Below are 12,967 nucleotides of genomic sequence, written 5' to 3'. Positions count from 1 at the left end.
CTACACGCGATTGGCGGCGGCGGGATCGAGCGGCCAGCGCGGCCGGGGACGAAAATCGAGCGCATCGACCTGGCCGAGGCGCAGCCGCTCGGCGCCGGCCCAGGCGATCATCGCACCGTTGTCGGTGCAGAGCCTGACCGGCGGCGCGACCAGCTTGGCGCCGTGCGACGCCGCGACTTCTTCCAGCCGTCCGCGCAGATAGACGTTGGCCGCGACGCCGCCCGCGACGACGAGTGTCGACGAGGGCGCGAGCGCCAACGCATTGGCGCAACGGTCGGCAAAGACATCGCCCACCGTGCGCTGGAAGGAGGCGCAGAGATCGGCGATGGCCTGCGCATCGCCGGGCGGCAACTTCTCGACCGTCTGGCGCACGGCGGTCTTGAGGCCGGAGAAGGAGAAGTCGCAGCCGGGCTTGCGCCACATCGGCCGCGGCAGCGCGAAGCGGCGCGGGTCGCCGCCATGGGCCGCCCTCTCGACCGCGGGCCCGCCGGGAAAGCCGAGGCCCAGCAGCTTGGCGGTCTTGTCGAAGCATTCGCCCGCGGCGTCGTCGATGGTGGTCCCCAACCGCGTGAAGTCGCCCGGACCGCGCACGGTGAGCAGCTGGCAATGGCCGCCCGACACGAGCAGCAGCAGGTAGGGGAACGCGACGGGCTCGGTCAGCCGCACGGACAGCGCGTGACCTTCGAGATGATTGACCGCGATGAAGGGCTTGTCGTGCGCGAAGGCCAGCGCCTTTGCCGTCATCACGCCCACCATCACGCCACCGATCAGGCCGGGTCCGCCAGTCGCGGCGATGCCGTCGAGATCGGCCAGGCCAAGGCTTGCTTCATCAAGCGCCTGCGCCACCAATCCGTCGATGCGCTCGAGATGCGCACGTGCGGCGATCTCGGGGACCACGCCGCCGAAGCGGCGATGCTCGGTGAGCTGGCTGTAGACGGTGTTCGACAGGATGCGGCCGACCGGCTGCGTTCCCGCCGGCGCCTCGATCACGGCGACGGCCGTCTCGTCGCAGCTCGTCTCGATACCCAGCACGCGCATACGCGACGCCTAGAGGCTGAGGTTGAACGCGATGGAGATGCGTTCGGCCGTGCCACGATAGGGCCGCACCTGATGGAGCAGCCACGACGGAAACATCAGGAGCACGCCGGCTTTGGGCCGGACCATCTCGTTGACGCCGCCCGAGAGGCCGCCCTGCATCGCAAACCCGAGATGCGGCGCATACATGATCGGTCCCGGACCCCGGGGATCGAGGAACTCCAGCTCGCCGCCCAACGAAGCATCCTCGGCGATGCCGCCATCGTCGACATAGTAGACGCCGGACCAGTAGGCACCGGGATGCGAATGGACCTCGTTGCCGGCGCCGCTGCGGTTGATGTTCGCCCACATGTTCGCCGCCCATGTTACGGCAAAGTAACCGGGGTGGGGGCCGGTGCCGGCCGTGCCCTTGCGATCGGTCGTCGCCTTGTTGGCCGCGTTTCGGCCGATTGCCAGCAACTTCAGCGCGGGTGCACCGCCCCATCGATCCATGTCCCAGCTCGACTGCCAGCCGCCCTGATTGGAGTGCTGCTCGCTGGGATGCGACTTCTCACGCTCCTCGATCTTCTGGCGCAGCTCGGCATTCAGGGTTTCCGCATTCGGAACTTCGACAACCAGCAAGGGTGTCGCGAACAGCGGGATGATCTCGAAACTCATGGAAGGGGCGGCCAAACGAGGTAACTGATTTGACATATCGGGCGGCGGTACTCGATCCGCCAGTAGCCCCTCGTACTAGCGTGGCAGCGCGATCTAAGCTAGGGCACCGCCATGACGGCCCCCCTCCTTCGGCTCGGCACACGCGGCAGCCCTCTCGCCCTCACCCAGACCGGATTGGTTCGCGACGCCCTGGCCAAATCCGTGCCGGCGCTCGCCGCTCCCGGCGCCATCGAGATCGTGGCGATCAAGACCACAGGCGATGTGATTCAGGACCGGCCGCTCTCCGAAGCCGGTGGCAAGGGCCTGTTCGTCAAGGAAATCGAGGAAGCGCTGCTGCAAGGTCGCATCGACGCCGCCGTGCACAGCATGAAGGACATGCCGACGGCACAGCCGCCCGGCCTCGTCATTTCAGCATTCCTGCCCCGCGAAGATGCGCGCGATGTGCTGATCGCCGGCGACATCACGCGCATCGACGAATTGCCGCAGGGCGCCATCGTCGGCACTTCGGCGCTGCGTCGCAAGGCGCTTCTCCTCCATCGCCGGCCGGATCTTCAGATCGTCACATTGCGCGGCAATGTCGACACGCGACTGGCCAAGCGCGCTGCCGGCACCGTGCAGGCAACGATCCTGGCGCTCGCCGGGCTGAAGCGCCTGGGCAAGACGAATGTTGGCACGCCGATTCCCGAAGCCGAGATGCTGCCCGCCGTCGGCCAGGGCGCGGTGTGCATCGAAGCGCGTGCCGACGATGCGCGGACACGTGGATGGCTGGCCGCGATCGATCATGACCCCACGGCCGTCTGCGTGCGCGCCGAGCATGCGATGCTGGTCGTGCTCGATGGATCATGCCGCACACCGATTGCAGGTCACGCAATCGTGACAGGCCGCGAGCTGCATTTGCACGGGCTGATCGCCCGTCCCGACGGATCGGAAATGATCGAGACCGAGCGCCGCGGCCCGGCCGCCGACGCCGAGTCCATGGGCCGCGACGCCGGCGAGGAGCTGAAGCGCCGCGGCGGACCGGACTTCTTCGCGGACTGAAGGCCGAGCTTCGCTCGGCCAACTATTCTTTCTGACAGACGAACGCGTAGCCGGGGAACAGGTTCGACTTCTCGCGCTCCAGCTGCTCCCAGCGCGCGAGATCGGACAGGGTCCGCTCAGTCGGATAGCGCAAGCGGTAGAGTTCGAGCGGACCGGCATTCACCGCCGCGCTCTGCGACGCGCCGACGCTGAACTCGAAGCCAAGGAAGCGCAGGCCGCTGCCTTCGAGGAAGGTGCGCAGCCGCGAGATGGTGAAGCGATGCTCCTGCACGTGGAAGCAGAGGTCGCGCAAGAGGCTCGCGCTCCAGAAATCCTCCCACTCCGTGAGCGCCCGCAGCCGGCGCCATTCGCCGCTCATCACCTTGCGACGGAACTCGCGCAACCCGTCGAGCGTCGCCGGCAGGCGTGCGATCTCGATGTCGCGGCGTGCCTTCACCACCAAGGTGCGGGCGCTCTCGCCGTAGAGGCCGACGCGGAAGAAGGCCCCGGGCCGCAGCACGGAGGAGATCGCCATCAAGCCCGCTTTGGGATCGGCCATGTGATGCAGCACGCCCACGCATTCGGCATGGTCGAAGGTGCGGCCGAGCTTCGGCAGGTCGAGGATGTCGCCGCGCAGGAATTCTATGTTGCCGACGCCGTATTGCGCCGCCATGCGCTTGCCGTAGGCGAGACTGGCCCGCGAGAGATCGACGCCGGTTACGCGCGCGTTCGCATAGGACGAGGCGACCGTCAGCGGATGCTGGCCGGTGCCGGCGCCCGGCATCAGCACCTCGAGCGGGCCGTCGCCGAGGTCGACTTCAGTCGCATGCGGGAAGTCGCGCCTCAGCGCGGCGCGCACGTCGATCTGCGGCCGGCGCGCGAGATGCGTCCAGCGCGGATAGGGATTGGCCTCGTACATCGCCTGCACCGACAGCGAGACCGCGTCGGTGATGGGCGCGATCTCGGGGATCTCCGCCTGCAGCCGCCGTTCCTCGACCACCTCGGCGCGCGGCGTCGCGGCTGGCCGGAACATCGCGGCGGCGGGACCGTCGCCGACCGATGTATCGTCGGGCCAGACATACTCGTTGAGCCAGGCCTGTTCGGCGAGCGAGGCGACGAGCTCGTCCACCTTCGGCGACGGTTCGGCGGCCGCCACGGCCTTGCGCAGCGCGAGCAGCTTGCGCTCGAGCGCGGCATCGCGGTTCAGCGATTTGCGCAGGAACTCGTGCAGCAGGCGATCGTCGGCGAGAGTCTTCAGGGCGCCATCGACAGGCCAGCCCACGACCAGCTGGTTGGCGGCGCCCCAGCCCACCGCGTCCCAGTTCGCACCGTCGTCGGCATAGGCTTCGAGCAACAGAGCCCGAAGATCCGCGTTGGGCTGAGCCGTGCGGGCGCGTTCGAGGATGGCGTCGAGGCCCATGCGCGCCTGGACGTCGCGCGGCGAGACGCCGAGCGCCTGGCGATAGGCCGACATGGCTTCGTCGAAGCGGCCGGCGGCGAAATGCTCGTCGCCGATCGTGGAGAAACGATGGGAGGTCAAACTCGGTCTTCGTTCGATGGACGACACCCTATAGCACGCCCGTCGCGACGCGCTCGACCTCACCCGAACCGGCCCCTAGACTTCAGCCGATGCGCACCATGCTCCACCCCCTGCTGATCCTGTGTGGCGTCGCCTCCGTGCTCGCTGCGTGCGAATCGGCGCCGGTGTCCGGCCGCTCGCAGATGATGCTGGTGAGCGAGAACGAGGAGCGCGAGATGGGCCTGCAGGCCTATCGCGAGGTGCTGAACAAGGAACCGCTATCGCGCGATGCGCAGACCAACGCCCTGGTCGAGAAGGTCGGCCGCCGCATCGCCACCGCCGCCGAGCACCCGCCGCAGGAACTGTGGCGCGCGCCGCGCTTCCGCTGGGAATTCAAGACCGTCGACAAGAACGAGCCGAACGCCTTCTGCCTGCCCGGCGGCAAGGTCGTCGTCTATACGGGCCTGCTGCCGATCACCAAGACCGAGGCCGGCATGGCCGTCGTGCTCGCCCACGAGGTCGCGCACGCGCTGGCCCGTCACGGCGCGGAGCGCATGAGCGACCAGATGGTGGCGTCGGTCGGTACCGCCGCGGCGGCCGTGGCCCTGTCGGCGACGGTGAGCGGCCGCAGCCGCACCTATCTGCCGGCGATGATGGCCGCGGTCGGCGCCGGCGCGACGGTGGGCTATATCCTGCCGATGTCGCGTGCGCAGGAGTCGGAGGCCGACCGGATCGGCCTCGTGCTGATGGCGATGGCGGGCTACGACCCGCGCGAGGCGATCGGCCTGTGGGAGCGCATGCGCGCCGCCAGTTCCGGCAAGAAGCAGGCGGAATGGCTCAGCACGCACCCTGCCGACACGACGCGCATTGCCGACATAAGACGCTGGCTCCCCGAAGCCATGCAGTATTACAAGCCGCGATGACCGAGACGCTGGAATACGACGCCACCGGGCTGCTCTGCCCCCTCCCCGTGCTGCGCGCCAACCGCAAGCTGCGCGAACTTTCCGTGGGCGGCCTGCTCACGGTGCGCGCGACCGACCCCGCCGCCGAGGCCGACTTCCCCGCCTTCTGCCGGCAGACCGGACACGAGCTGGTCTCCTCGACCCGCGAGGGCGAGGTGCTGGTGTTCGTGATCCGGAAACGCTAGAGGCCGTTCGACAGACAAGAGAGAGTTCATGCCGCAGACGACCTTCAAGACGATCGATTCCACGGACATGTCGGGCAAGCGCGTGCTGGTGCGCGTCGACCTCAACGTGCCGATGAAGAACGGCAAGGTGACCGATGCGATGCGCATCGAGCGCGCGGCGCCCACGATCAAGGAGCTGGCATCGAAGGGTGCGAAGGTGATCGTACTCAGCCATTTCGGCCGTCCCGACGGCATGCGCGTGCCGGAAATGACCCTGCGTCCGCTGGTCGAGCCGCTGGAGAAGGCGCTCGGCAAGCCCGTCGCCTTCGCCGAAGACTCTGTCGGCCCGTTGGCCGAGGACGCCGTGCGCAACATGAAGGCGGGCGACGTGCTCCTCCTGGAGAACCTGCGGTTCCACAAGGAGGAAGAGAAGAATGACGCGGGCTTCATCGACAAGCTCTCGCGGCTGGGCGACGTCTACGTGAACGACGCCTTCTCGACCGCGCATCGCGCGCACGCCTCGACCGAGGGCCTCGCCAACCGCCTGCCGGCCGTCGCGGGTCGCCTGATGCAGGAGGAGCTCGAGGCACTCGACAAGGCGCTGGGCAATCCGAAGCGACCCGTCTGCGCCATTGTGGGCGGCGCCAAGGTCTCGACCAAGCTCGACCTGCTGGGCAATCTCGTCGGCAAGGTCGACAAGCTGATCATCGGCGGCGGCATGGCCAACACCTTCATGCATGCGCAGGGGATCAAGGTCGGCAAGTCGCTGTGCGAGAAGGACCTGGCACCCACCGCGCTCGAGATCCTGGAGAAGGCCAAGGCCGCCAAGTGCACGGTGCTGCTGCCGGTCGACGTCATGGTGGCGGGCGAATTCAAGGCCAACGCAGCCCATCTCGTCGTCGACGCGGATGCCTGCCCCGACGACCAGATGATCCTCGATGTCGGCCCGAAGTCGATCGCGCTCTACCAGAAGGAAATCGCCGACTGTTCGACGGTCGTGTGGAACGGCCCGCTCGGCGCCTTCGAGATCAAGCCGTTCGACACCGGCACCGTTGCATTGGCGCAGGACGTGGCGCGGCTCACCAGCATGGGCAAGCTCCTGTCGGTGGCCGGCGGCGGCGACACGGTGGCGGCGCTTGCCGCGGCCGGCGTCGAGGAGAAGTTCTCCTACGTCTCGACGGCGGGCGGTGCCTTTCTCGAATGGATGGAAGGCAAGACCCTGCCCGGCGTTGCAGCCCTGATACGGGCGGCGTAGCGTCGGCGCCATGAGCGCCCCGCCGACACAACCCGACCGCCCGCGCCTGCCGTGGGATCCGCCCGAACATTTCGAGAAGCGGATTCCCGAGGGCGACAATCGCGAGCGGCTGGTCTGCGGGCGCTGCGAGTTCATCCACTACCAGAACCCCAAGGTCGTCGCCGGCGCCGTGTGTACCTGGGAGGATAAAATCCTGTTGGCCAAGCGCGCCATCGAGCCGCGCAAGGGCTTCTGGACCCTGCCCGCCGGCTATATGGAGCTGGGCGAGACGACCGAGCAGGCCGCGCAGCGCGAGGCGCTGGAGGAGGCCTGCGCCACCATCAAGATCGACCGGCTGCTCGCCATGTACAGCGTGGCGCGCATCGGCCAGGTGCAGATCATGTATCGCGCTCGCCTGGTCACGGCCGACATCGCCTGTGGAATCGAGAGCGAGGAAGTGGCGCTGGTCGACTGGGCCGACATCCCGTGGGACCAGCTCGCCTTCCCGACCGTCGTCTGGGCGCTCGCTCACTTCCACGAATCGCGCGACAAGGCCGACTTCTCGACCTACTCCAATCCCACCGGCGACCTCGCCCGCATGTGGCCGCCGCGCAAGCCCGAGGGCGTCTAGCGGTCAGCTACCGCGCGCGAAGGGATTGTCGTCGCCGTCCCAATACTTCTTGAGCAGCGGGATCTGCAGGAAGGCGAAGACCATCGTCAGCGGGAAGCTCAGGAACATCTTGCTGGCGATCCACGTCTCCGTGGGGAAGTTCCGCCACATCACCTCGTTGACGATCGCCAGCACGAAGAAGAACACCGTCCAGCGCATCGTGAGCTGGTACCAGCCTTCGTCGGTGAGCTTGAAAGCCGCACCGAACAATGGCTTCAGCAGCGGCTTCTTGAACAGCACGAGCCCGCCGCCCAGGATGACCGCGAACAGGGTGTTCACGATGGTCGGCTTGAGCTTGATGAAGGTGTCGTCCTGCAGCCAGATGGTCAGGCCGCCGAACACCAGCACGAAGAAGCCGCCGACCAGCGGCATGACCGGCCAGCGCTTCTCCAGCCAGCGATAGCAGGGCAGCGCGATTGCTGTCGCGACGATGAAGATGCCGGTGCCCCAGTAGATGCCCCAGCGGCCATTGGCCACGAAGAACAGGATCAACGGCGCGAGTTCGAGCCCGGTGGCGTAGAGCTTGCGCATGCCCTTGTCGTCGCTGCTCTTCTCGCTCATGCCGGCAATCCCATCAATCCGCGCGCGAAGGCCCGGGCCTCGAACGGCCGCAGGTCGTCGATGCCTTCGCCGACGCCGATGGCGACGACAGGCAGCTTGAACTTCTCCGCCAATGCGACGAGCACGCCGCCCTTGGCGCTGCCGTCGAGCTTGGTGAGCACCAGCGCGTCGACCGGCGACATGGTCTTGAAGGTCTCGACCTGGGCGTGGGCGTTCTGGCCGGTGGTGGCGTCGAGCACCAGCAGGCAGGAATGCGGCGCCTCGGGATCGAGCTTGCGTATGACGCGCACGATCTTGGCGAGCTCTTCCATCAGGTTGGTCTTGTTGTGCAGGCGGCCCGCCGTGTCGATCAGCAGCACGTCGGTCTTCTCGGTGCGCGCCCGCTCCAGCGCCTCGTAGGCGAGGCCTGCCGCGTCGGCGCCGGTCTGCTTCGACACGACCGGCACGCCGGCGCGGTCGCCCCACACCTTGAGCTGCTCGACGGCGGCGGCGCGGAACGTGTCGCCCGCGGCCAGCATCACCGAACGGCCCTCGCCTTTATAAAGTCCAGCGAGCTTGGCGATGGTCGTCGTCTTGCCGCTGCCGTTCACGCCGATCACCAGGACGACATGCGGCTTGCGTGCGGGATCGATGGTCAGCGGCACGGCGACCGGCTGCAGGATTTCGGCGATGTCGTCGGCGAAGGCCGCGCGCACTTCCTCGTCGGTGACTTCCTTGCCGAAACGCTCCTTGCCGAGCTTGGCGATGAGCCGGCTGGCGACGGTAACGCCGAGGTCGGCCTGGATCAGCACGTCCTCAAGATCGTCGAGCGTCTGCTGGTCGAGCTTCTTCTTGGTGAAGAGGCCGGTGATGCTCTCGGCGACCTTCTTGGTCGACTTGGACAGGCCCTCGCGCAGGCGCGACAGCCAGCCCTTTTTCTCGACCTCGGGTTCCTTCGCGGCCACCGCTTCGGCCTCGGTCACCGTTTCGACCGGGGCCATCTCGGGCTCCGGCGCCGTCGGCACCGGCTCACTCGGGGGCGGAGCGATCTGTATTTCTGTCTCGGGCCGGGGCTCAGGCTCGGCCGCGACGACGGGCTCTACCGGTTCGAGCTTCTCGACCTCGGGCTCGGCCGGCTTGGGCGTCTCGGCGGCGGGGGTCCCCCGGCGAAAGCGCGCAAACCAGCCCTTCTTCTGCGGCTCGCCGGTATCGCTCATGCGAGCAGCGAACGGTCGAGTTCGCCCCTGTAGGCGAGCGCGATGCCGCCGGTCATCGAAACATGATCGTCGCGCAGCCACTCGATCGTGAGCGTGCCGTGCTCGACGACGACATCGACCTTGCGATCCGTCAGGCCGCGCCGTGCCGCGGCGACACCGGCCGCGCAGGCGCCCGAGCCGCAGGCCAGGGTCAGGCCCGCGCCGCGTTCCCAGACGCTGAGCTTCATCTTGTTCTTGCCGATGATCTGCGCCACGCCGACATTCACCCTCTCTGGGAAGAACGGATCGTGCTCCAGCTTCGGCCCCAGTTCCGTGATCGGGATCGCGGCGAGATCGTCGACGAAGAAGGTCGCGTGCGGATTGCCGACATTTGTGCCGACCGGATCCTGCAGCGGGCCGATGCCGACCGGCATGTGCTTGGTGTCGCAGGCCGTCGCGACCGGAATCTCGCGCCAGTCCATGCGCACCAGCCCCATGTCGACGGAGATCACCGGCAGGCCGTTGGCGCCGCTTCCGACCTTCTGGGATTCGAGCAGGCCCGAGATGGTCTGGATGGTCGCTTCCTCTGCCTTCAGCTCGTCCATCACCACCGAGGCGACGCAGCGCGTGGCGTTGCCGCAGGCCCCGGCTTCCGTGCCGTCGGGATTGTAGATGCGCATGAAGATGTCGGCCTCGCCCTCGGTCGGCGGTTCCAGCACGATGAGCTGGTCGCAGCCCACGCCCAGGCGGCGATCGGCGATGGCGCGCCGGCGCGGCGGCGTCAGATCGAGCTTGCTGCTTCGCGCATCGAGCACGACGAAATCGTTGCCCAGCCCGTGCATCTTGAGAAAAGGCGTTCCGGCCATGCGGCGCTATATGGCGGTTCGGCCCGGCCAGCGCAACGAGCGCGCCCGCACCTGCCCGGCCTGCGGCCCGCCGATCTCGCGCACGTCCAGGGTCGCCATCCGCTTGGTGTAGATCGTGAGATGCAGGATGCCGAGCGCCTCGTAGGGCATGGCCGGCTCGACGAACAGGCCGCGCCCGGCGTCCCAGGCCGGCGTGGCGTGGTGGACCGGCCAGTTGCAGCGGCTGGGCAACGGCTCGCAGGCGAAGCCGCGATCGTAGACCAGCACGTTCAGCGCCACCTGGTCGGTCAACTCGGTGGAGCGCTGCAGCGCCTGGCCATGCAGCTCGGCCCAGCCGTCCCAATGGGGGGCGTCGGCCGACAGGGCGAAAACGCCAGCATTGATCAGCGGGTAGCGGATCAGCCGGTCCGCGATCTCCTTGCCGAAGCAGGCCTCGAACGCCGCGCCGTTGATCGTGGAGAATTCCTTCCAGGCATGCCGGTAGTGCCGCATCGAGCGATGGATCTCGGGCGCCACGGCCAGCGCACCGGTGCGCGCGGCGGCCAGGAACAACGCGACCGCGTCGCCCTGCTGCACCCAGCAATCGCCGTCGATCCAGAGATAGAGGTCGAAGCCCGGGAAATAGCGCCGCAAGAACGGCCGCGCCGTCATCGCCTTGTAACCGTCCGGCAGGGCGTCGCGGCCTGGGAAGTCGAAATCCCAGCCCGGCTCCACCAGGACGGCGCCACGCTCGCGGCACCAGGCGCGCTGCTCCTCGGTCAGGCCGCAATCGAGCACGCCCAGCGTCAGTTGCCGCCCTTCCTCGGTCGCCAGCAGGGAGGCGATGCAGTCGCGCATCAGGTCGAAGTAAGGGGCGTCGCCGCCGGTGATGGCGATAGCTCGTTCAGTGGCAGTCACGCCCCGAAGATGGCGTATCGCCAGGCTTTGCGCCACAGTCCGCCCGCAACGGAGGAAAAGCATGGGCAAGCACGTCGACTACTACGTTTCGCTGAACTCGCCGTGGACCTATCTCGGGTCCGCGCGCTTCGACGCCATGGTCAAGAAGCACGGCGCCACCGTCACGATCTGGCCGGTCGATTTTGGTTCGGTCTTCGCCGTGTCCGGCGGCCTGCCGCTGCCCAAGCGTTCGCCGCAACGCCAGGCCTATCGCATGATGGAGCTGAAGCGCTGGCGCGATGTGCTCGGCGTGAAGACCACGCTCGAGCCCAAGTTCTTCCCCGCCAACGAAGTCCCGGCCGCGAAATGCGTGATCGCGCTGCGCGAAGAGGGCCGCATGGCTGATGCCATCAAGGTGGCACACGCGGTGCTGACCGGCCTGTGGGCCGAAGAGAAGAACAGCGCCGATCCGGCTACCTTGAAGGCCATCATCGACGGAAGCGGCCTCGACGGCGCCGCCGTCCTGAAGGCGAGCGATGCCCCGGGCATTGCCGAGAAGCGCGACGCCTACACCAAGCACGCCATCGAACAGGGCGTTTTCGGCGCCCCCTCGTTCGTCATCGACGGCGAGATCTTCTGGGGTCAGGACCGGCTGGAGTTCGTCGAACGCAAGCTCGCCTCCTGATCAGGGCGCCATTTCCAGACAGGCGATCCGTCACCGACCGCCGGCTGCGGAAGTCAGGCGTTCGCATGATGGGCCGACGAGCGCCCAGGCCGCATCCACGACCTCGACAAGCAAGACAGTGTCGAGGCCGATGGAGTGCGCATAGTTTCGCCACTGGCGCTGCCTCGCCGCATCATCGACGAAAGCCTGCGAAAGGCCGGCCGGCCGATCCGATGGTATTGCGGTCTTCCTGCGCTCGAACGTCGCGCCGATCGCAGCGTCAAGATCGGCTGCACGGATGTCGAGCGCCTTCGGAATGGCCCAGAGATCGTGGTAGTCCTTCATGCGCCCGTTGATCAGGCCAAGGGCGACGATCGCCTGAAACTTCTCGGAGACGACGGCTGCCGGTGGATAGGCCTGAATGGAAGGCTTCTCCATTCCCAGAAGGGAAGGATAGTTCATCTGCTCGAGCTTTGGCGCGACGGCGTCACCGAAGCCGATGTCCACGGTCACTGGAATCCGCGTTCTGTCGAGGTACGCCGTGGTTCGAAGGCGGACTCCCTCATACTGCATCCCTTCGCGGATCTGATCTGCGCGCAGTGCGTCAATGTCGAAGGCGAGAGCATCGTCGACGCCCGTAGCCATGATCTCCGCAAAGGTTGCCCTCAGCTCGTCGGGTGCGGATTCTCCGAAACCGAGAAAGTCGGCGTCCCGCGTCTCCCGATGGCCTCCGGAGATCCACCGGGTCACGAGCATTCCGCCTTTCAGCGCAAAGCGGTCCCGATGAGGGGAGATGGACAGCCGGTAGAGCAGCCGCTCGAGCGCGTATCGCACCAGCACGACTTCGTGGACCCGACCTTCGGCGCGAGCGATGTCGAGCAGCCGCTGCCTGATCGACGCTGCGGAGGTCCGCCGCCCGTCAGCCATCGGACACCAGCGCTTCCAGGTAGGGCCGCATGATCTTCCACGCCCCGCCATCTTGAGCTGACTGGGCGATTTCCGCAGGCGCCGCCTTGCGGTCTCGCAGCGCGGCGCGCAGCGCCTCGATGGCAATCGATCGATCGACCGCCCTGCTGCGAAATACGTCGGCCAGCGTCTTCGCCACCGAAAATATCGGGACATCGATCCCGGAAATCCGATGCTTCTCGACGCCCTGCGTCATGTATTTCTCGGGGAACTCCGTGATGCGGATGGGGGGATAGGAGGTGACAGGCGCCCAGTCGCGCGGACTGATCGCCACCCAGACCTTTCTCGGCATCTGGTCGGTCAGTCCATGGAAGGCGAGCGCCGATGTCAGGGCGATCACCCCCTTCGGCACCAGCTTGGATGCCTCTGCCAGCGACTGGTCGGCAGACAGTTCGCCATCGGTCCGTTGATAGAGCCCTCGCGCAATCCTGATGAGCTCCCCATCCGCCATAGCCCGCGAAATGGCGGGCGGCGATATGCCTGCCTGCCGCAGTTCATAGGCGCGCACGATCGGGCGAGTCTGGAGGAGAACCGCGAGGCGATCACGTTGTGACGGCGGATGCATGGCTTGTTACATATCCTGGGTTCAAACATGATCTGC

15 protein-coding genes are annotated in these 12,967 nt (G+C 67.2%); 6 read left to right on the top strand and 9 right to left on the bottom strand.

Annotation, left to right across the window (positions count from 1 at the left end):
- Positions 1-1,038, bottom strand: a complete 1,038-nt coding sequence (gene tsaD, locus AC1ROX_RS03870; RefSeq protein WP_493122592.1) for a tRNA (adenosine(37)-N6)-threonylcarbamoyltransferase complex transferase subunit TsaD — start codon at positions 1,036-1,038, stop codon at positions 1-3.
- 9 nt (positions 1,039-1,047) lie between these two features.
- Positions 1,048-1,692: a 2OG-Fe(II) oxygenase family protein gene (locus AC1ROX_RS03865; protein WP_493122590.1), complete on the bottom strand. Its 645-nt coding sequence runs from the start codon at positions 1,690-1,692 to the stop codon at positions 1,048-1,050.
- Between the two features lie 111 nt (positions 1,693-1,803).
- Here AC1ROX_RS03865 and hemC point away from each other — a divergent pair, with 111 nt between their 5' ends.
- Entirely contained in the window at positions 1,804-2,730 is a 927-nt protein-coding gene (gene hemC, locus AC1ROX_RS03860) for a hydroxymethylbilane synthase (protein WP_493122588.1), read from the top strand.
- A 22-nt stretch (positions 2,731-2,752) separates the two neighbouring features.
- On the opposite strand, the gene AC1ROX_RS03855 is transcribed toward hemC, so the two are convergent.
- On the bottom strand, positions 2,753-4,249 hold the full coding sequence (locus tag AC1ROX_RS03855) for a methyltransferase domain-containing protein (protein WP_493122586.1): 1,497 nt from the start codon (positions 4,247-4,249) through the stop codon (positions 2,753-2,755).
- 98 nt (positions 4,250-4,347) lie between these two features.
- Here AC1ROX_RS03855 and AC1ROX_RS03850 point away from each other — a divergent pair, with 98 nt between their 5' ends.
- Genes AC1ROX_RS03850 through AC1ROX_RS03835 form a run of 4 tightly spaced genes read left to right on the top strand, consistent with a single transcriptional unit; the run spans position 4,348 to position 7,219 of the window.
- On the top strand, positions 4,348-5,151 hold the full coding sequence (locus AC1ROX_RS03850) for a M48 family metallopeptidase (protein WP_493122584.1): 804 nt from the start codon (positions 4,348-4,350) through the stop codon (positions 5,149-5,151).
- Positions 5,148-5,375, top strand: a complete 228-nt coding sequence (locus AC1ROX_RS03845; RefSeq protein WP_493122582.1) for a sulfurtransferase TusA family protein — start codon at positions 5,148-5,150, stop codon at positions 5,373-5,375. The genes AC1ROX_RS03850 and AC1ROX_RS03845 overlap by 4 nt, the downstream gene beginning before the upstream one ends.
- A 28-nt stretch (positions 5,376-5,403) precedes the next feature.
- On the top strand, positions 5,404-6,609 hold the full coding sequence (locus tag AC1ROX_RS03840; RefSeq protein WP_493122580.1) for a phosphoglycerate kinase: 1,206 nt from the start codon (positions 5,404-5,406) through the stop codon (positions 6,607-6,609).
- Positions 6,610-6,619: 10 nt separating this feature from the next.
- Positions 6,620-7,219 (top strand): NUDIX hydrolase, encoded by a 600-nt coding sequence (locus AC1ROX_RS03835; RefSeq protein WP_493122578.1) that lies wholly within the window; start codon positions 6,620-6,622, stop codon positions 7,217-7,219.
- A 3-nt stretch (positions 7,220-7,222) separates the two neighbouring features.
- Here the strand turns inward: AC1ROX_RS03835 and AC1ROX_RS03830 are convergent, their stop codons facing one another.
- The 4 genes from AC1ROX_RS03830 to AC1ROX_RS03815 are packed head-to-tail and all read right to left on the bottom strand — an operon-like array spanning position 7,223 to position 10,757.
- The gene (locus tag AC1ROX_RS03830; protein ID WP_493122576.1) at positions 7,223-7,819 is read right to left on the bottom strand and encodes a septation protein A; all 597 of its coding nucleotides are present in this window, start codon (positions 7,817-7,819) and stop codon (positions 7,223-7,225) included.
- A complete protein-coding gene (ftsY, locus tag AC1ROX_RS03825) occupies positions 7,816-9,015 on the bottom strand; it encodes a signal recognition particle-docking protein FtsY (RefSeq protein WP_493122574.1) in 1,200 nt (399 codons plus the stop codon). The genes AC1ROX_RS03830 and ftsY overlap by 4 nt, the downstream gene beginning before the upstream one ends.
- Positions 9,012-9,860: a diaminopimelate epimerase gene (dapF, locus tag AC1ROX_RS03820; protein ID WP_493122572.1), complete on the bottom strand. Its 849-nt coding sequence runs from the start codon at positions 9,858-9,860 to the stop codon at positions 9,012-9,014. The genes ftsY and dapF overlap by 4 nt, the downstream gene beginning before the upstream one ends.
- A 6-nt stretch (positions 9,861-9,866) precedes the next feature.
- Positions 9,867-10,757 (bottom strand): hypothetical protein, encoded by an 891-nt coding sequence (locus tag AC1ROX_RS03815; protein ID WP_493122570.1) that lies wholly within the window; start codon positions 10,755-10,757, stop codon positions 9,867-9,869.
- 61 nt (positions 10,758-10,818) lie between these two features.
- Here AC1ROX_RS03815 and AC1ROX_RS03810 point away from each other — a divergent pair, with 61 nt between their 5' ends.
- Positions 10,819-11,421, top strand: coding sequence for a 2-hydroxychromene-2-carboxylate isomerase (locus AC1ROX_RS03810; protein WP_493122568.1), 603 nt, complete (start codon positions 10,819-10,821; stop codon positions 11,419-11,421).
- A 30-nt stretch (positions 11,422-11,451) separates the two neighbouring features.
- Here AC1ROX_RS03810 and AC1ROX_RS03805 read toward each other — a convergent pair whose 3' ends face one another.
- Both AC1ROX_RS03805 and AC1ROX_RS03800 read right to left on the bottom strand, forming a co-directional pair.
- On the bottom strand, positions 11,452-12,327 hold the full coding sequence (locus tag AC1ROX_RS03805) for a nucleotidyl transferase AbiEii/AbiGii toxin family protein (RefSeq protein WP_493122566.1): 876 nt from the start codon (positions 12,325-12,327) through the stop codon (positions 11,452-11,454).
- A complete protein-coding gene (locus tag AC1ROX_RS03800; RefSeq protein WP_493122564.1) occupies positions 12,320-12,931 on the bottom strand; it encodes a type IV toxin-antitoxin system AbiEi family antitoxin domain-containing protein in 612 nt (203 codons plus the stop codon). The genes AC1ROX_RS03805 and AC1ROX_RS03800 overlap by 8 nt, the downstream gene beginning before the upstream one ends.
- Between the last annotated feature and the right edge of the window lie 36 nt (positions 12,932-12,967).

This window comes from Reyranella sp. GW821-FHT14A01 (genome assembly GCF_058803965.1).
The sequence above is the reverse complement of the archived record's forward strand: the minus strand, read 5'-3'. Positions and strand labels throughout refer to the sequence as shown.

Bases quoted from the DNA above. Each gene is read 5' to 3' on its own strand.
- ftsY (WP_493122574.1), bottom strand. From the start codon at position 9,015: ATGAGCGATACCGGCGAGCCGCAGAAGAAGGGCTGGTTTGCGCGCTTT.
- hemC (WP_493122588.1), top strand. From the start codon at position 1,804: ATGACGGCCCCCCTCCTTCGGCTCGGCACACGCGGCAGCCCTCTCGCC.
- AC1ROX_RS03800 (WP_493122564.1), bottom strand. From the start codon at position 12,931: ATGCATCCGCCGTCACAACGTGATCGCCTCGCGGTTCTCCTCCAGACT.
- AC1ROX_RS03850 (WP_493122584.1), top strand. From the start codon at position 4,348: ATGCTCCACCCCCTGCTGATCCTGTGTGGCGTCGCCTCCGTGCTCGCT.
- AC1ROX_RS03835 (WP_493122578.1), top strand. From the start codon at position 6,620: ATGAGCGCCCCGCCGACACAACCCGACCGCCCGCGCCTGCCGTGGGAT.
- AC1ROX_RS03865 (WP_493122590.1), bottom strand. From the start codon at position 1,692: ATGAGTTTCGAGATCATCCCGCTGTTCGCGACACCCTTGCTGGTTGTC.
- AC1ROX_RS03805 (WP_493122566.1), bottom strand. From the start codon at position 12,327: ATGGCTGACGGGCGGCGGACCTCCGCAGCGTCGATCAGGCAGCGGCTG.
- AC1ROX_RS03840 (WP_493122580.1), top strand. From the start codon at position 5,404: ATGCCGCAGACGACCTTCAAGACGATCGATTCCACGGACATGTCGGGC.
- dapF (WP_493122572.1), bottom strand. From the start codon at position 9,860: ATGGCCGGAACGCCTTTTCTCAAGATGCACGGGCTGGGCAACGATTTC.
- AC1ROX_RS03830 (WP_493122576.1), bottom strand. From the start codon at position 7,819: ATGAGCGAGAAGAGCAGCGACGACAAGGGCATGCGCAAGCTCTACGCC.
- AC1ROX_RS03810 (WP_493122568.1), top strand. From the start codon at position 10,819: ATGGGCAAGCACGTCGACTACTACGTTTCGCTGAACTCGCCGTGGACC.
- tsaD (WP_493122592.1), bottom strand. From the start codon at position 1,038: ATGCGCGTGCTGGGTATCGAGACGAGCTGCGACGAGACGGCCGTCGCC.
- AC1ROX_RS03845 (WP_493122582.1), top strand. From the start codon at position 5,148: ATGACCGAGACGCTGGAATACGACGCCACCGGGCTGCTCTGCCCCCTC.